This is a genomic window from Nonomuraea sp. NPDC005650, assembly GCF_040605375.1.
Lineage (GTDB): Bacteria > Actinomycetota > Actinomycetes > Streptosporangiales > Streptosporangiaceae > Nonomuraea.
In genome coordinates this window covers 1-15,890 of the sequence record NZ_JBEXCR010000020.1, presented here as the reverse complement: position 1 = coordinate 15,890, position 15,890 = coordinate 1, and the positions used below count along the sequence as shown (strand labels likewise).

Sequence of the window (15,890 nt, the reverse complement as noted above, 5' to 3'; positions counted from 1 at the left end):
TGGTCACATCCGGGCCGGTCAGCCGCGTCCGACCCGGGCGAGTTGGCGCGACTGGGCGACCAGGCGGCCCGTGGAGTCGCGTACCTCGACCTCCTCGTCGAACCAGCCGTCCGAGATCAGCCGGCCGCTGCCGAGCAGCGTGAGCCAGCCGGGCGCGGGCAGCGCCCGCAGGTGCCAGGTGAGGTCCACGGTCGGCGCCCAGCCCCGCGCGCCCGCCGAGAAGACCACCGGCGGCAGCGCGTCCACGGCCAGCGCCAGCACGTACGGGTCCGGGTCCTGGGGCTCGGCCATCCGGAAGTACGCCCGCGACTCCGGCCGGCCGGTGGGCTCGCCCTTCAGCCAGCCGATCGTGGGCGGGTCGAAGAGCAGCTCCATCTGGGCGTTGAGGTTCATGCCCGATTCGGGCCTGGGGGCGGGGAGCTTGGCGCAGTCCTCGATGCCGGGCATGTCGTATGCCGATTTTTCTGCATAAATCGGCTCCACCTCGTTCAAGGTGGCCGTCGTGATCAGCCCCTCGATGTGCGCCATGTCGTCCTGCACGAGCGTGGCCCTGGCGAACGCGGCCGTCCTGCCCGCCTTGAGCGGCTCGATCCTGACCTGCGCGGGCCCGGCCACCGGCGCCTTCAGGAACTGCGCCGTCGTGCTCACCGGATGCTCGAACGGCGAGGCGTCCACCGCCGCGCGCAGGATCACGGCCATCAGGTAGCCGCCGTTGAGGGGGCCGCCGATCGCGTATCCGGGGTCGAGGCACACGTCGTACGTGCCCTCGTCGACCCTGATCACCTGGGTCGCCTCGTCGAACTTGGTCATCCGCGCCTGCCTCAACTCCGGAATTATGTTCTAGCGCTCGCATAGTCTATGGCATCCCCCTATCAGCGTGCCTACCTGCGAAAACGTGATTCGGTTGAGAAAGTTCGATCATGGCAAGTGTCACCGAACTCATCGGTCAGTCCGTTTGGGACTCGGATGGGATATGGGTCGGCCACGTGGTGGACATCCGCGTGGTCAAGCACAAGGGCGAACTCCAGAAGAGCCACACCGTCTACGGGCTGATCGTCTCCAGCCGCCGCGCGCCGCTGCTGCTCGGCCTCACCCGGGAGAACCAGGACCGCCCGCCCTGGCTCACCCGGACGCTGTCCCGTCTGGTCTATATGGGCTGCACATTCGTGCCGTGGGCGTGCGTCATCGACTACGGAAGCGGCGAGGTCCACATCAATGCGCTCAGAAAGGAGCTCAGCAGGGTCTGAATCTCACTTCAGCACATTGCAAGCGCCCGTCTAGCAACATCAGCTAACTTCTCTGTGGTCCAAAGTCCACATTGTGAGTTGAGTGATGTCTGCGAATAATCCCCCCTATGGCCAGGATCCTGACCGGACCACGGCGTACAACTGGAACCAGGGGCAGCAGCCGGAGAACCCTCCGACGACGCCTCTGACATCGGGACAGCCGTACCCGCCGCAGCAGCCCTACCAGCAGGGGGGCTACGGCCAGCAGGCGTCCCACGGGCAGCAGCCGTACGACCCGCAGCAGGGGTACGGGCAGCAGCAGGGTTATGGGCAACAGCAGCAGCCCGCTTATGACGCCGGCTACGGCCAGCAGGGCTCGTACGGCCAGCAGCAGAGCTGGCAGCAGGGCCAGCAGCAGGCACAGGGCGGCTGGCAACAGCAGCAACCACAGCAGGGCTGGCAGCAGGAGCAGCAGGGCCAGGGCTGGCAGCAGCAGGGCCAGCAGCCCCAGGGCGGCTGGCAGCAGGAGCAGCAGGGTTGGCAGAACGACCAGTACGCCCAGGGCAGCTGGCAGCAGCAGGGGCCCGAGGGGTTCGGCCCGGCGCAACCGGCCAAGAAGGGCCGCAAGACCTGGATCATCGCCGCGGCCGCCGCGCTCGCGGTGATCCTGCTCGGCGGCGGCGCCGTGTGGGCCGTGGGAGCCATCGGCGGCGGCGGCACGCAGCCGAACGAGGTCCTGCCCGCCAACTCGATCGCCTACGCCCGGCTCGACCTGGACCCGGCCGCGAACCAGAAGCTGGCGCTGTTCCAGATCGCCAGGAAGTTCACGGTCACCAAGGACTCCTTCACCGGCGAGGACCCGCGCAAGGCGCTGTTCGACACGATCAACGGCGACTCCGACTCCAAGGTCGACTTCGCCAAGGACGTCGACCCCTGGCTGGGCAGCAGGGTCGGCTTCGCCGCCGTCCCCTCGGGCAAGGACGAGCCCGACTTCGCGGTGGCCGTCCAGATCAAGGACGAGGCGCAGGCCAAGGCCGGCATCGCCAAGCTGATGAAGGGCGAGAAGTACGGCCTCGCCTTCCGCGACGACTACGCGCTGCTGAGCTCGACCCAGCAACTGGCCGACAAGTTCGCGAAGTCCGAGGGCAGCCTCGCGGACAACGCCGAGTTCTCCGACGACATGAGCGCGGTCGGCGAGCAGGGCGTGCTGTCGTTCTGGGCCGACATGGGCGGGCTCATGGAGCTGGCCAAGAAGGAGATCCCGGCCGAGCAGGCCGCGGCCGTCGAGCAGATCAAGGACGCCAGGTTCGCCGGCGCGCTGCGCTTCGACAGCGCGTACGTCGAGCTCGCCGGCGTCGTGCGCGGCGCCAAGGGCATGACCCCCGAGGGTGACCTGCCCAAGGCCAACCTGGGCACGCTGCCCGCCACCACGGCGGCCGCCCTGTCGATCTCCGGCCTCGACCAGATGGTCACCAAGCAGTGGGACCAGATCCAGAAGCAGGCCGCGGCGACCGGCGGCACCGAGGTCAAGCAGATGCTGGAGCAGGCGCAGAGCCAGCTCGGGCTGCAGCTGCCCGGCGACCTGGCCACGATCTTCGGCAAGAACTTCACGCTCGCCGTGGACAGCCAGGGCCTGGACGGCGACCAGATCAAGGGCGGCGTGCGCATCGTCACCGACCCGGCCAAGGCGCAGGCCATCGTCGACAAGGTCCAGCAGGCGCTGACCTCCCAGGGCCAGGGCGCGCCGCAGATCGCCAAGGTCTCCGGCGACGGCGTCTTCACCGTGGCGACGAGCGACGAGTACGCCAAGCAGCTGGCCGGTGAGGGCACGCTCGGCGACTCGGAGACGTTCCAGACGGCGATCCCCAACGCGGGCGACGCCAACTACGCGGTCTTCGTGGACCTGGACAAGGTGGAGAACCTCTACCTCAAGTCCATGCAGGGCGACGAGAAGGCCAACCTGCAGGTGCTGCGGGCCGTCGGGATGAGCGGCACGCAGACCGACAGCGAGGCGACGTTCTCGCTGCGGCTCCTGTTCAACTGAGCGCTCACGTGAAAGAGGCGGCCGGTCGTGGACCGGCCGCCTCTTTCGATGTCGTCGTCAGGCCCAGAGCTGGCCGTCGAGGCGCTCTTCCGCCTCTTCCAGGGTGCCCTCGTAGGCGCCCGTGGACAGGTATTTCCAGCCGCCGTCGGCCACCACGAACACGATGTCGGCGCGCTCGCCCGCCTGGACCGCCTTCTTGGCCACGCCCAGCGCCGCGTGCAGCGCCGCGCCCGTCGAGACCCCGGCGAAGATGCCCTCGGAGGCCAGCAGCTCGCGCGTGCGCCGCAGCGCGTCGGCCGAGCCCACGGAGAAGCGGGTGGTCAGCACGGACTCGTCGTAGAGCTCGGGGATGAAGCCCTCGTCCACGTTGCGCAGCCCGTAGACCAGCTCGCCGTAACGGGGCTCGGCGGCGACGATCTGCACGTCCGGCACCCGCTCGCGCAGGAACCGCCCGACGCCCATCAGCGTGCCCGTCGTGCCGAGCCCGGCCACGAAGTGGGTGACGGTGGGCAGGTCCTCAAGGATCTCCGGGCCGGTGCTCTCGTAGTGCGAGCGCCAGTTGGCCGGGTTTCCGTACTGGTAGAGCATGACCCAGGAGGGATTCTGGGCCGCCAGCTCCTTGGCCACGCGGACGGCCTCGTTGGAGCCGCCCGCCGCGGGCGAGGAGATGATCTCCGCGCCCCACATGCGCAGGAGCTGACGGCGCTCCTCCGAGGTGTTCTCGGGCATCACGCAGATCAGCTTGTAGCCCTTGAGCTTGGCCGACATGGCGAGCGAGATGCCCGTGTTACCGCTGGTGGGCTCGAGGATCGTGCAGCCGGGCGTGAGCCGGCCGTCCTTCTCGGCCTCCTGGATCATCCACAGGGCGGGCCTGTCCTTGATCGACCCGGTCGGGTTGCGGTCTTCGAGCTTGGCCCAGATCCGCACGTCGGCGGAGGGCGACAGCCGCGGCAGCCCCACGAGCGGGGTGCGGCCGACCGAGTCGATCAGCGATTCGAACCGCATGTCACCCGCCGGCGACGGCAGGCAGCACGGTGACCGTGTCGCCGTCGGACAGCGGTGTGCCCAGGCCGCCCAGGAAGCGCACGTCCTCGTCGTTCAGGTAGACGTTGACGAAGCGGCGCAGGCTGCCCGCGTCGACCAGACGCTCCTTGATGCCCGGGTGGCGCGACTCAAGATTGCTGATCAGCTCTTCGAGGGTGGCGCCCTCGGCGTCGACGGCCTTGGCGCCGCCGGTGTAGTTACGCAGGATGGTCGGAATGCGAACCTCGATGGCCATCGCCCTCAGTCTCCTCAGATCAGGTCGTCGTCCCATCGGCAGCAACGCCGACGGCTGAATGCGGATTCCGGGCTACTGACAGTCGTAAACGACGACAGCCGGAGTGTGCGCGAACAGAAAGCTCTGCACCGGCCTGACCATCATGGGAGAAACCTTACCTCTTCCTCGGTTATCACTCCGTCGAGGATGCGGTACGAGCGGAACTCCACCTCGGCCTCGTCCCGCGTGGAGACCAGGACGTAGTGGGCGTTCGGCTCGGAGGCGTAGGACACGTCGGTGCGTGACGGGTACGCCTCGGTGGCCGTGTGGGAGTGGTAGATCACGACGGGCTCCTCGTCGCGGTCGTCCATCTCACGCCAGACGCGCAGCTGCTCCATCGAGTCGAAGCGGTAGAAGGTGGGCGAGCGTTCAGCGTTGTCCATGGGGACGAACCGCTCGGGGACATCGTCCTTGCCCGCGATCACCCCGCACGCCTCGTCGGGGTGGTCGGCGCGGGCATGGGCGACGATCTTGTCCACCAGTTCCTGCGAGATCGACAGCATGCCCGGAAGCTACCAGAGGGCTCGGACCAGGCTGTCCTGGAGGTAGGTCAGCCAGTCGTAGGTGAGATAGGCGGGGTAGCGGGGGTCGTCCTCGGACATCACGGCGATCTCGTCGTGGACCTCCTCGGTCACGTCGAGCTTGGTGCCGAGCGTCAGGCGCACGTCGTTGAGCGAGCGCAGCCAGGCCTGGGCCTGCTCGGGCGTGAGCTCGGCGCGGCCCGACCTGGCGGTGTCGAACACGGTCTGCGCGTCGGCCCGCTTGCCGTCACGCAGCGTGGCCTCGGTGTAGCGGCGGAACTCCATCGAGTCCTTCGCGTCCTCGTACGCCGACGGGAACAGCCTGGCCAGCACCGGGTCGGACGGCGCCTCTCCCCCACCGATGCCCAGCGCCCGCTCCAGCGGGTCGTCGCTGGTCCGCCCCGGCTCCACGATGCCCAGCATCATCGACACGAGCGAGCGCAGGAGCGAGACCTCCGCGGCCTCGAACTCCGCGACGACGCCGCCGGTCTTGCCCGGCGAGAACCCCGATGTCACCCTCGCCGCCTCACTGACCTCATGTGCCTCACTTGACCGAGTCCGGCTGGAGCGTCGCCCACAGGCCGTAGGAGTGGAGAATCTGCACATCGCGTTCCATCTCTTCCCGCGTGCCACTGGACACGACGGCCTTGCCCTTCTGGTGTACGTCCAGCATGAGTTTCTCGGCCTTCTCCTTCGTGTAGCCGAAGACCGTTTGGAAGACATAGGTCACGTAGGACATGAGGTTGACCGGGTCGTTCCAGACGATGGTCACCCATGGCAGATCGGGTCGGACGTCCGATGACGGACGCTCAACGGCGATTGGAGCGGTGCTACCCACATCCCCGAGTCTGCCCTATCTGGGCCGTAGTCTTCGAGTCGTGACAATGACCATGAGCACTGCGTTGCTCACAGATCACTATGAGCTGACGATGCTGCAGGCGGCGCTACGGAGCGGAGCGGCGCACAGGCGCGCCGTTTTCGAGGTGTTCGCCAGACATCTGCCAGGTGGCAGGCGCTACGGGGTTGTCGCCGGGACAGGGCGTGTCCTGGACGAGCTGGAACGCTTCCGTTTTGGTGAGGAAGAACTCACCTATTTGCGGGAGAAGCATGTCGTCGACGAGGACACTCTGGCGTTTCTCGCCGATTACCGGTTTTCCGGGAACGTCTACGGCTACCGCGAGGGCGACCTCTACTTCCCCGCCTCCCCGATCATGATCGTGGAGGGGACCTTCGCCGAGGCCGTGCTGCTGGAGACCCTCACGCTGTCGATTCTGAACCACGACTGCGCCATCGCCTCAGCCGCCTCCCGCATGACCAACGCCGCGGGCAAGCGGCCGCTCATCGAGATGGGCTCGCGCCGCACCCACGAGAGCTCCGCCGTGGCCGCCGCCCGGGCCGCGTACATCGCGGGTTTCGCCTCCACCTCAAACCTCATGGCCGGGTACGTCTACGGCGTGCCCACAGCCGGCACGGCGGCGCACGCGTTCACGTTGCTGCACGACTCGGAGAAGGCGGCGTTCGAGGCCCAGATCGCCTCGCTCGGCCGCAAGACGACGCTGCTGGTGGACACGTACGACGTGACCGAGGCGGTGCGCACGGCCGTGGAGCTGGCGGGGCCCGAGCTGGGCGCGGTCCGCATCGACTCCGGCGACCTGGCCGCCGCCGCGCAGGAGGTGCGCGAGCAGCTCGACTCGCTCGGGGCCTTCGAGACCCGCATCCTGGTCACCTCCGACCTGGACGAGTACGCCATCGCCGCGCTCGCCGCCGCCCCCGTCGACGGCTACGGCGTCGGCACGTCCCTGGTGACCGGGTCCGGCGTGCCCACGGCGGCCCTGGTGTACAAGCTGGTGGCCAGGGAGACGGCCACGGGGAAGCTGGAGGCCGTGGCCAAGCGCTCGGTGGGCAAGCCGTCGCGCGGGGGCCGCAAGCAGGCGTACCGGCTCCTGGACGACGCGGGCATCGTGGAGACCGAGCTGATCACCACCGGCGGCCTGGCCCCCGAGGACGGCATCCCCCTGCTGCACGAACTCGTGCGCGACGGGCAGGTCGTGGGCGGCGAGCCCCTGTCGGCCGCCCGCGATCGCCACGCCGCCGCCGTCGCCAGCCTCCCCCAGGAGGCCCTGCACCTCGGCAGGGGGTACGCGGCCATCCCCACGGAGTTCGCCTGACGCGCCCGCCGGGCCGGGGCGGGCGGGCCGGTGCGCGGGCCCGGTCATTAGAGTGCTGAATATGGGGATCGCACTGATCATCGTCGATGTGCAGAACGACTTCTGCGAGGGCGGCAGCCTGCCCGTGGCCGGCGGCTCGGAGGTGGCGGCGGCGATCACCCGCCACGTGGCCGAGCACGGCTATGACCACGTGGTGGCGACCCGCGACTACCACGTCTCGCCCGGCGACCACTTCGCCGAATCGCCCAACTACGTCTCCACCTGGCCGGCCCACTGCGTGGCCGGGACCCCGGGGGCGGACTTCCACCCGTCGTTCGACGTGTCGGCGGTGGAGGAGGTGTTCAGCAAGGGCGCCTACGCGGCCGCGTACAGCGGGTTCGAGGGCCTGTCGGGCGACGGCGTCCCGCTCGCCGAGTGGCTCAGGGAGCGCGGGGTCCACGAGGTGGACGTCGTGGGCATCGCCACGGATCACTGCGTGCGCGCGACGGCGCTCGACGCGGTCAAGCACGGGCTGGCGGTGCGGGTGCTGCTGGACCTGACGGCCGGCGTGGCCCCGACGACCACGGAGGTTGCGCTGGCGGAGCTGAAGGACGCGGGCGCCACCCTCCGGGGCGCCCCTGTCATGGGCTGACTGATCACGAGGTGTATGCGGTAGGCAACACTGAGTTCATGTGATATTCAAGAGGACGAACCCCCTCCGGAGCCGTAGTAATACGGAGAGTCACAAACTCCTTTTCGCGGGAGGTAGATACATGCTGGCCATCTCCTTGGGTGTGGCCTGGCTCGTCCTCGGCCCTCTCTGCCTGTGGCTGCTCATCCGGGGCAGCACCGGCGAGCGGATGGCCGCGCTCGTCACGCTGGCGCTGCTGGAAGGCGGCACGATCGCGATGGGCGCCGAGGAGCGGCCCGTACCCGCCCCTCCGGCGATCGTGGCCAACGTCGTCGCCGCCTGCCAGGAGCGCGTCCCGGTCCCCCACTCGGCCAAGCTGGGCCACGAGATCGTGCTGACCTGGGCGGCGGAGCCGCGAGAGTGCGGCGCGGCCGCGGTCGTGGTCCGGGCCGAGGGGCGCAGGCTGCGCCTGTGGCTGTACGAGGGCCCGGGCGTCGGCAGCCGCCTGGCCGTGCTCCCGGGGCACCATCAGCACGTGTTCACGCTGCCCGTGCACGTCAAGAGCGGCACGGCGGCGCTGAGGCTTCCCATGCGAGAAAATCCGGAATACGTCCTCACCGACGGCCGCACCGGGCGACGCATCCCTCAGGCGTAGCGCCAGGGGCGGCTCCCCCGGAGGGGCCGCGGGAGGGGCCGCGCCTCAGGGCTTGGCCACGGCGAGCCTCAGCGCGTCGTCGAGCCGCGCGAAGACCTCGAACGCGTGCCGCAGCCCGGTGATCGACAACACCCTGGCCACGACCCCCTGGACCCCTCCGAGCAGCAGCCGGGTCCCTCTCGACTCGCATCGCTGCATGACGCCGACGAGCTCGTTCATCCCCATGGAGTCGCAGAACGAGAGCTCGCCCAGGTCCAGGATCAGGAAGGGCTTGGGGGGAAGGGCCCAGACGGGTGCGAGGTGCTCGCGCAGCACCTGCAGGGCGTTGACGTCGAGCTCGCCTTCGAGCTTGACGATGATGGCGTTTCGAGAGAGGCCGGAAGTCACGCTCAGCGTCGGCTTTCTGGTGACCTCAGACGACATGGGCAAAGTCCTTCTGCGTTCCCGAGACAAGCCAAGAGTGGTTGTTGCCTCTTCCGTCGAGTTTCTAACAGATGGGCATGGTTCTGTGGCCAAACGCACAGAGTCACCCATCGTCACGGGCGACCGGCCCGCGCAGCGCCGGGGGGCGGAGCGCCGCGCGCGACGGCTCCCTCAGGCTGCCCCGAAGGCGATCACATAGGCGGCGAGCAGCACGGTCAGGACGATCACCAGAGCCCCCGTGCCACTGATCACCATGACGACGCTCGTCCGCTTCACCATCCAGCGGATGGCCGCCACCCGGTACGACCAAGATCTCCAGCAGGTAGAGCTCACGCTCTGGTTCCGGTTGAGTTGGGCATCGCCATCGAGGTGCAGCCGCTGGGCCGGCTTTGGCACAGATGTTTCTCTGATTCGATGTGCCACGCGCGCTCCTCAAGGACGCAGAGGCACCCGCCGCACCAGTAGGCGCTTCGTCTTTCCCCCGGCCGCGATCACCCGGTCAGGATTCGCGGCCATATAGCCGGAAACCGACCAATCCTCAAGTTACAGTTGTGCCTGCATGTCGTCCTGCGTAGCGTCAATTGCGCGGCGAGTGGCCAGGCAGAGCCTGGCGATCAGCTGGCGGTCAACGACCTCCAGCATTGCTCCTCTACAGATCGTGCAGCACACTGATCCAATGAAGCTCCCCCCCGACTGCACCATGCCGGAATTGGAGTCATAATGCCTCCCGCAGGAGCCTTCTCGCGGACACGGACACTGCTGGACGGGCGCGACAATCATCGCGAACTCATCCGCCTAGGCCATGCCATCAATCAGAGCTCAAATCCTCCTCCCGACCACCTCATTCATTCCATATCGCACATGCATGGCGAGATCGGTTGAGCCCATGGACAGGCGACAGTGGACTTCTCTGAGTTTCAATATTATTGTCATTCTCGTCGCCGCGTTGCTCGGCGTGGCTCAAAACCTCGCCGCCGACCAAGCCGACTCAGCCCTTAATCAGGTCATTCAAAAAGGCGCACTGCCGATCATGGGTGCACTGGTCCTCCTTCTGATCCTGGGACATATTGTTATATATCGAATGGAACATCCGCCTGCGCCTCGTCGACAGTGGGACGCGACTCAGATCCCGTACCCAGGACTGGAGGCTTTTACGGAGACTGAGGCATCTGTCTTCTTCGGTCGGGATGATCAGGCAAATGAACTTATCAAGCGCCTACATGCCGGACACGATGAGGCCTTCGTGGTCGTTGTGGGCGCCTCGGGCAGCGGAAAATCTTCTCTGGTGCATGCCGGACTGCTGCCACGCCTCCGATCCAGAAAGTGGATCATCCTGCCCACTGTTTCGCCGAAAACCGATCCAGTCGGCTCACTGGCCACGGCTTTGGCCGACGAAGGGCTGGACCTACGCCACACGGTCAGTAAGTTGCGCAACGACAGCAGCTCCCTTGCACAGTTAATCACTCAGGTGCGACAGCAAAAGGGGCGCCGCCTCGGACGCGTCCTTCTTATGATCGACCAGATGGAGGAGTTGTTCACTCTGTCCGGCGGTCATGACCGAGAGGCCTTTCTCACCCTCATCGCCGAGGCATTGGCAGCCGACCGCCGTCTTTGGGTGGTCGGCACGGCTCGAATAGAGTTCCTGCGTAATTTCCTCGAGACGTCCCATGCCTCCTTGTTCGGTCATCCTCTGGCGCTCGGCGCCATCACCCGCGCCGACCTGCGAATGGTCATCGAAGAACCTGCAGCCCTGGCCGAGATGAAGTTCGCTCCCGGCCTGGTCGCCAAGATCGTCGAGGACACGGGGACGAGTGACGCACTTCCGCTCCTCGCTTACCTGTTGCAGGAGCTCTACTTCGCCGTGGGGCCCGGCCGAATCGTGACCGTTGAGGACTACGTGAGGTTGGGCGGAGTCTCCGGAGCTCTGGCACGTCAGGCTGATCAAGTGCTGCTCGATCTGCGGGGCGAGGAGGATATGTCGACGATTCTCAACGTGCTCTTCCGTTTCGTGACAACGGACGGGGCCCAGGTCACTCGCCGGATCGTGCCCCTCGCCCCCTTGTCCACCGCCGAACGCAGGGTCGTCGACTCCTTTGTCGACGCCCGACTCTTGGTGACCGATCTGACGAACGGCAGCGCCGTCGCCCAGGTGGCCCATGAGGCCCTGTTCCGGCAATGGCCTCCGCTGCGCCAAGAGGTGGAGGCGAGATCTGAGCAACTCCGCCAACGTGCCGAGCTCGAGCGCTGGACAATGGACTGGCAGCATTCCGGGCGAAAATTCGATTACCTGCTTACCGGTGAGCGACTCCAACTCGCCCTGCAATGGGTCGACCACATCGGCGAGCACCTGCCAGAGGTGGTCCACGAGTTCATCAATCAATCGAAAAGCCGTGATCTGGCCTATCTCCGCTCGGTCTCCGAAAGCGTGGCCGAGTACGTCCTCGCGAATGTGGAGAAGCATCCGGATCTTGCCGTCATTCTCGCACTGGCCGCCCTGTCGGAATGTCCGCCGACCGGCCACGCCGTCCGTGCCCTGTTCGCCTCGCTCGCCTTCAACCATCTGGCCGACGTCATGGTCGGCCACAACGACAGCCTGTGGCGACTCGCTTGGTCACCGGATGGGCGACGCATCGCAACGACGTCGGTCGACAGCACAGCGAGGATCTGGGACACCACCACCGGTTCGTGCGGCGCGGTCCTTGGCGGACACACACGCACAGTAGAGTCCGTGGCCTGGGCGCCTGACTCCACGCACCTGGCAACCGCGTCCAGAGACGGCATCATCCGAATCTGGACTACTGAGGGAGCGCTGGCCTCCACACTGAGCCAACCGAACGATGTGATCCGGGCGGTTCAATGGTCGCCGGATGGCCGGCAGATCGCATGCGGAGCCGATCAGACGGTCCGCGTGTGGGATGTCGCCAGGGGTGAGATAGACCGTGAGTTCACAGGGCATCGGGACCACGTCTTCGCCGTGGCCTTCTCCCCAGACGGAAGCCGGCTCGCAAGCTGCTCCCATGATCGTACGATCCGAATCTGGGATTTCGCCACGGGAGAAGCGCTGGTGTTGGAGGGACATCAGGATCTTGTCGAGGGCATCTCCTGGTCTCCCGATGGCTCGCGGATCGCCTCGGCCTCCAGCGACCAAAGCGCACGGATATGGGACGTCGCCTCGGGTAGGCAGGTGTTGCTCATCCGCGGGCACAGCGACAGCGTGTGGGGCGTTCAATGGTCTCCCCACGGAGATCGACTGGCCACGTGCGGAGCCGATCGGACAGCGCGCATCTGGAACCCTGAGAACGCAGCCGAGATCGTCGCGCTACACGGGCACAGTGGAGACGTATTCGACATTTGCTGGTCACCCGATGGTGCCCAGGTCGCCACCGCCTCGGACGACGGCTCGCTCCGCACCTGGACCGTGAATCCACGAGGTGCCGAACAAGTGCTCCTCACAGGACATGCTGCTCCGGTTCGGCGCGCGCTGTTTTTGCCACCTCTGGCGGATGATCAACGAGAGCTCGCTGTTACCTGCAGTGACGATCAGACAGTCCGGGTGTGGGATATCGCGACCGGCGAATCCGTACACGTCCTCCACGAGCACCAGGACGCTGTCATGGGCATGGCCGTGGCGGACGGCATGGTGCTCACCTGTTCCAAAGATCGGACCGCCCGCATCTGGCACGGCTTGGAGAGCAATCCTGAGATTAGGCATGTGCTGCCCTGCACCGACGGCATTGCGGAGGCTGTGGCCTTGTCGGGCGATGTCGCCGCAGTCGCTGGGCGAGACAATGTCATCAGGCTCTGGAGCACGGTCGATGGAACTCAGACGCAGGTGCTGTCCGGACACAAGGACTGGGTAGTGGACATCGCATGGTCGAGGTCCGGCCGGTTCCTGGCGTCGGCGTCCGACGATCGCACTGCCCGCATCTGGGACGTTGCTACCCATCAGGACATACGAATCCTCAGTGGTCACGAGAGTTGGGTCGACTCGGTTGCGTGGTCGCCTGACGACCGTTTCGTGGTTACAGGATCGGCCGATCGGACACTAAGGGTGTGGAATGTCGCCACAGGCGAACAGGTCGCTGTGATGTCCGGCCACCAAGATCGTGTTCATGCCGTCTCGTGGTCCCCCGATGGCGCACACATCGCGACGGCTTCCCACGACAGCACGATCAGGCTCTGGGACGCACATACCCATACAGAAGTCGGTGTCATTGGGGTCCATCGCGACAAAGCGACATCAGTCGCATGGAGTCCCGACAGCAGTTGTGTCATCTCCGGCTCCTACGATGGCACTGCCCGGGTCTGGAAATCCAGGGTGGATCTCGACGAGCTCAAGGCCCGAGCAAGGACCAGGGCGTTCAGATCCCTTACTGAGCAAGAGCGACGCTCGCATCTGCTACCGGCTACCGGCGAAGCCTGATCGGATGTCCGTTGAGAAATTCGCTGCATGCCGCGCTCAGCCGCGTTGACGTCATCGACGAGGAGTTCTGTGTCTCGATTCGCCGCCAGACGGATCGGCGTTCACCTGGCTCAGGTGGGTCGTTTCTGCTGCTCGATGTGCTGCTTGAGAACGGTCAGCGGGGCGCCGCCAACCGACCCGGCGAAGTAGGAGCCGGACCAGAAATGATCACCCTGCAGGTGCTTGCGGAGGTGGACGCCGAACTCCTTGCGCAGCATCCGAGCCGAGACCCCCTTCAGCGAGTTGACCAGCTTGGACAAGGCGACCTTGGACGGATGGTGGACCAACAGGTGGACGTGGTCGTCCTCGCCGTTGAACTCGCGAAGTTCGACCTCGAAGTCGGCGCAGACCTCCCGCATGATCTGTTCGCATCGGATCAGCATCGGGTCGGTGAAGGCCCCACGCCGATACTTAGTGACAAAGACCAAATCGGCATGAAGGTGGTGGACGACCTGCCGCCCTGTGCGTACATCGGGATTCGGTTTCCATCTCGGTGACATAAACCAAACGATACGATCACGGTGTGGAGACGGTGACGCGGGCGCATGTGGCCCGCCTGGAGCTAAGCGCGGCCCAGGCAGCGGTGCTCGACCGGCAGGCGCACACCGCCCGCGCGCTGTGGAACCTGCTGCACGAGTACTTCACCTTCCGGCAGGGCCGGTTCGCGACGTTAAAGGAATGCGACGAGGCGATCCGGGCGGCTCGTCGTGAGATCGACTGGATGAGCCAACTGCCCGCCCAGGCGGCTCAGGCGGTGCTGAAGACCTACCGGCAGGCGTGGGCCAGCTTCTTTAACCCTGAGCACCCCGCCCAACGCCCGACGTTCAAGGCCCGGTTCCGATCCCGGCCGGCCGTCGACGTGCCCCAGGCCCGCGACCTGCAGATCAAGCAAATCAACCGGCGATGGGGCGCGGTCAACCTGCCCAAGATCGGGCGGGTGCGGTTTCGGTGGACCAAGGACCTGCCCGGCCTCACCAAGAGCGGCCCGGCCGGGCGGATCACCGGAGCCCGGCTGGTCAAGCACGCCTTCGGCTGGCAGATCGTGTTCCGGACCCAGACCATGGCCGCCCCGGTCACCAACAGCCGTCCTGGTCCGGCTGTGGGGATCGACCGGGGGATCACCGTCGCCTTGGCGTTGTCGGACCACAGCATGCGCGAGCACGGCCCCTGGCTCACCAGCGGTGAGCGTGAACACCTGCGCCGCCTGGAGAAGAAATCCGCCCGCAGGCGCGCTGCCCGTCCCCCCGGACAGCCGATCTCTCATCGGCTGGCCCGCACCTACGCCCAGATGGCCAGGCTCCGCGCGACAGCCAAGCGCCGAGCGGTCAACTGGCAGCACCAGACCACCACCGAACTCGCCGACACCTTCAGCGTGGTCGTGGTGGAAGATCTGAACATCACGAACATGGTCCGCTCGGCCAAGGGCACGATCGAACGACCCGGCCGGAACGTGGCGCAGAAGGCAGGGCTGAACCGCGCCATCACCGGCGAGGCGTGGGGCCGCACGATCACCCTGCTGGAGTACAAAACCCGTGATCGCGGCGGGCTGGTGGTGAAGGTCCCCGCCCCGGGCACGTCGCAGACCTGCCACCGGTGCGGGCACCGCGACGCGGCCTCCCGGGACGGCATCCGGTTCTCGTGCGCCAACCCCGCGTGCGGGTGGACCGGCCACGCCGACACCAACGCCGCGATCAACATTCGCAACGCCGCAGGAACTGTGGTGTCAGGACGTGGAGACCTCGGGGCTGCCCGGTCTGCGAAGCGTCAACCCCCGCGCGCCGCTTGACCGCGACGCGATGGGAGAATCTCCGGCCTTCAGTCTTCAGGCCGGGGAGGAGTTCAAAACGAGGACTGGTTCTATATCGATATCTCCTCTCCTCCTATCTCCGGGGGTGGCGCTGCTCACGCATCTGGAGGTCGTGCCCTGGATGCGCAACCAGGGCATCGGCACCGCGCTGCTCTGGGCCGCCGAGGAGCGGCTCCTGGCCGACGGCCACGACCAGGTCGCCCTCGGCGTGGGCCTGGACAACCCCGACGCGCTGAGGCTGTACGTACGCCGCGGCTACGCCGAATGGCCGCACGGCGAGGTGGCCACCACCGACGTCGTCTACCACCCCAACGGCGGGCTCGAACTCCGGCCCGAGCTGTGCCGCATCCTCGTCAGAAAGCTCGGCTGACATCCATTGGAGCATCCGCCCCACCGGCCGAATCACACCTCGCCCCCGCCAACGCCCTGTCGGCCGAACCGCACGTCAACCCCACGCCAACGTGCCGTCAGCCGCCCCCCGGGACACGCCGACGCCGTTGGCGGAACCGCCAACAAAGCCGACTGCTTCGCCCGGCGCCCGGCTAGCCCCGTTTTCCGCATATGAAGTTGTTTGAAGATCGCTGGGTTGCTGTGGTGATCGTCATCACGGTATGACCTGGCTGGTGAGACAGCGTGCGCAGTGGGGCCAGGCCAGT

At 66.7% G+C, this 15,890-nt stretch carries 17 protein-coding genes; 8 read left to right on the top strand and 9 right to left on the bottom strand.

The genetic code is table 11. From position 1 onward, the window contains the following. Positions 1-18: 18 nt before the first annotated feature. A complete protein-coding gene (locus tag ABZS69_RS32000) occupies positions 19-810 on the bottom strand; it encodes a thioesterase family protein (RefSeq protein WP_355379046.1) in 792 nt (263 codons plus the stop codon). A gap of 110 nt (positions 811-920) precedes the next feature. Here ABZS69_RS32000 and ABZS69_RS31995 point away from each other — a divergent pair, with 110 nt between their 5' ends. After that, positions 921-1,247, top strand: a complete 327-nt coding sequence (locus ABZS69_RS31995) for a hypothetical protein (RefSeq protein WP_355379045.1) — start codon at positions 921-923, stop codon at positions 1,245-1,247. Between the two features lie 85 nt (positions 1,248-1,332). After that, a complete protein-coding gene (locus ABZS69_RS31990; RefSeq protein WP_355379266.1) occupies positions 1,333-3,270 on the top strand; it encodes a DUF3352 domain-containing protein in 1,938 nt (645 codons plus the stop codon). A gap of 57 nt (positions 3,271-3,327) precedes the next feature. Here ABZS69_RS31990 and ABZS69_RS31985 read toward each other — a convergent pair whose 3' ends face one another. The 5 genes from ABZS69_RS31985 to clpS form a co-directional block, all read right to left on the bottom strand. Next, positions 3,328-4,275 (bottom strand): cysteine synthase, encoded by a 948-nt coding sequence (locus ABZS69_RS31985; protein ID WP_355379044.1) that lies wholly within the window; start codon positions 4,273-4,275, stop codon positions 3,328-3,330. Position 4,276: 1 nt separating this feature from the next. Then, the gene (locus ABZS69_RS31980; RefSeq protein WP_185071430.1) at positions 4,277-4,549 is read right to left on the bottom strand and encodes a MoaD/ThiS family protein; all 273 of its coding nucleotides are present in this window, start codon (positions 4,547-4,549) and stop codon (positions 4,277-4,279) included. Positions 4,550-4,689: 140 nt separating this feature from the next. Next, positions 4,690-5,091: a M67 family metallopeptidase gene (locus ABZS69_RS31975; RefSeq protein ID WP_355379042.1), complete on the bottom strand. Its 402-nt coding sequence runs from the start codon at positions 5,089-5,091 to the stop codon at positions 4,690-4,692. A 9-nt stretch (positions 5,092-5,100) separates the two neighbouring features. Then, positions 5,101-5,625: a DUF2017 domain-containing protein gene (locus tag ABZS69_RS31970; protein WP_355379041.1), complete on the bottom strand. Its 525-nt coding sequence runs from the start codon at positions 5,623-5,625 to the stop codon at positions 5,101-5,103. 28 nt (positions 5,626-5,653) lie between these two features. After that, positions 5,654-5,947, bottom strand: coding sequence for an ATP-dependent Clp protease adapter ClpS (clpS, locus tag ABZS69_RS31965; RefSeq protein ID WP_355379040.1), 294 nt, complete (start codon positions 5,945-5,947; stop codon positions 5,654-5,656). 40 nt (positions 5,948-5,987) lie between these two features. On the opposite strand from clpS, the gene ABZS69_RS31960 reads away from it, so the two are divergent. The 3 genes from ABZS69_RS31960 (at position 5,988) to ABZS69_RS31950 (ending at position 8,542) form a co-directional block, all read left to right on the top strand. Continuing rightward, a complete protein-coding gene (locus tag ABZS69_RS31960; protein WP_355379039.1) occupies positions 5,988-7,277 on the top strand; it encodes a nicotinate phosphoribosyltransferase in 1,290 nt (429 codons plus the stop codon). Between the two features lie 61 nt (positions 7,278-7,338). Then, entirely contained in the window at positions 7,339-7,908 is a 570-nt protein-coding gene (locus ABZS69_RS31955) for a nicotinamidase (protein ID WP_355379038.1), read from the top strand. Positions 7,909-8,029: 121 nt separating this feature from the next. Next, entirely contained in the window at positions 8,030-8,542 is a 513-nt protein-coding gene (locus ABZS69_RS31950; protein ID WP_355379037.1) for a hypothetical protein, read from the top strand. A 45-nt stretch (positions 8,543-8,587) separates the two neighbouring features. Here ABZS69_RS31950 and ABZS69_RS31945 read toward each other — a convergent pair whose 3' ends face one another. Together ABZS69_RS31945 and ABZS69_RS31940 are read right to left on the bottom strand one after the other, a co-directional pair. Then, the gene (locus ABZS69_RS31945; RefSeq protein WP_355379036.1) at positions 8,588-8,965 is read right to left on the bottom strand and encodes an STAS domain-containing protein; all 378 of its coding nucleotides are present in this window, start codon (positions 8,963-8,965) and stop codon (positions 8,588-8,590) included. 171 nt (positions 8,966-9,136) lie between these two features. Next, entirely contained in the window at positions 9,137-9,388 is a 252-nt protein-coding gene (locus ABZS69_RS31940; RefSeq protein WP_355379035.1) for a hypothetical protein, read from the bottom strand. A gap of 463 nt (positions 9,389-9,851) precedes the next feature. On the opposite strand from ABZS69_RS31940, the gene ABZS69_RS31935 reads away from it, so the two are divergent. Continuing rightward, the gene (locus ABZS69_RS31935) at positions 9,852-13,388 is read left to right on the top strand and encodes a WD40 repeat domain-containing protein (RefSeq protein ID WP_355379034.1); all 3,537 of its coding nucleotides are present in this window, start codon (positions 9,852-9,854) and stop codon (positions 13,386-13,388) included. Between the two features lie 110 nt (positions 13,389-13,498). On the opposite strand, the gene tnpA is transcribed toward ABZS69_RS31935, so the two are convergent. Further along, positions 13,499-13,927, bottom strand: a complete 429-nt coding sequence (tnpA, locus tag ABZS69_RS31930; protein WP_355379033.1) for an IS200/IS605 family transposase — start codon at positions 13,925-13,927, stop codon at positions 13,499-13,501. Between the two features lie 23 nt (positions 13,928-13,950). Between tnpA and ABZS69_RS31925 the strand changes: the two genes are divergently transcribed. Together ABZS69_RS31925 and ABZS69_RS31920 are read left to right on the top strand one after the other, a co-directional pair. Continuing rightward, on the top strand, positions 13,951-15,213 hold the full coding sequence (locus ABZS69_RS31925; RefSeq protein ID WP_355379032.1) for a transposase: 1,263 nt from the start codon (positions 13,951-13,953) through the stop codon (positions 15,211-15,213). Positions 15,214-15,223: 10 nt separating this feature from the next. After that, a complete protein-coding gene (locus tag ABZS69_RS31920; protein WP_355379265.1) occupies positions 15,224-15,604 on the top strand; it encodes a GNAT family N-acetyltransferase in 381 nt (126 codons plus the stop codon). The last annotated feature ends 286 nt before the right edge of the window (positions 15,605-15,890 follow it).

Coding starts and splice junctions, on each gene's coding strand:
- ABZS69_RS31950 (WP_355379037.1), top strand. CDS start 8,030: ATGCTGGCCATCTCCTTGGGTGTGGCCTGGCTCGTCCTCGGCCCTCTC.
- ABZS69_RS31955 (WP_355379038.1), top strand. CDS start 7,339: ATGGGGATCGCACTGATCATCGTCGATGTGCAGAACGACTTCTGCGAG.
- tnpA (WP_355379033.1), bottom strand. CDS start 13,927: ATGTCACCGAGATGGAAACCGAATCCCGATGTACGCACAGGGCGGCAG.
- ABZS69_RS31985 (WP_355379044.1), bottom strand. CDS start 4,275: ATGCGGTTCGAATCGCTGATCGACTCGGTCGGCCGCACCCCGCTCGTG.
- ABZS69_RS31920 (WP_355379265.1), top strand. CDS start 15,224: ATGGGAGAATCTCCGGCCTTCAGTCTTCAGGCCGGGGAGGAGTTCAAA.
- ABZS69_RS31975 (WP_355379042.1), bottom strand. CDS start 5,091: ATGCTGTCGATCTCGCAGGAACTGGTGGACAAGATCGTCGCCCATGCC.
- ABZS69_RS31945 (WP_355379036.1), bottom strand. CDS start 8,965: ATGTCGTCTGAGGTCACCAGAAAGCCGACGCTGAGCGTGACTTCCGGC.
- ABZS69_RS31990 (WP_355379266.1), top strand. CDS start 1,333: ATGTCTGCGAATAATCCCCCCTATGGCCAGGATCCTGACCGGACCACG.
- ABZS69_RS32000 (WP_355379046.1), bottom strand. CDS start 810: ATGACCAAGTTCGACGAGGCGACCCAGGTGATCAGGGTCGACGAGGGC.
- ABZS69_RS31935 (WP_355379034.1), top strand. CDS start 9,852: ATGGACAGGCGACAGTGGACTTCTCTGAGTTTCAATATTATTGTCATT.
- ABZS69_RS31995 (WP_355379045.1), top strand. CDS start 921: ATGGCAAGTGTCACCGAACTCATCGGTCAGTCCGTTTGGGACTCGGAT.
- ABZS69_RS31980 (WP_185071430.1), bottom strand. CDS start 4,549: ATGGCCATCGAGGTTCGCATTCCGACCATCCTGCGTAACTACACCGGC.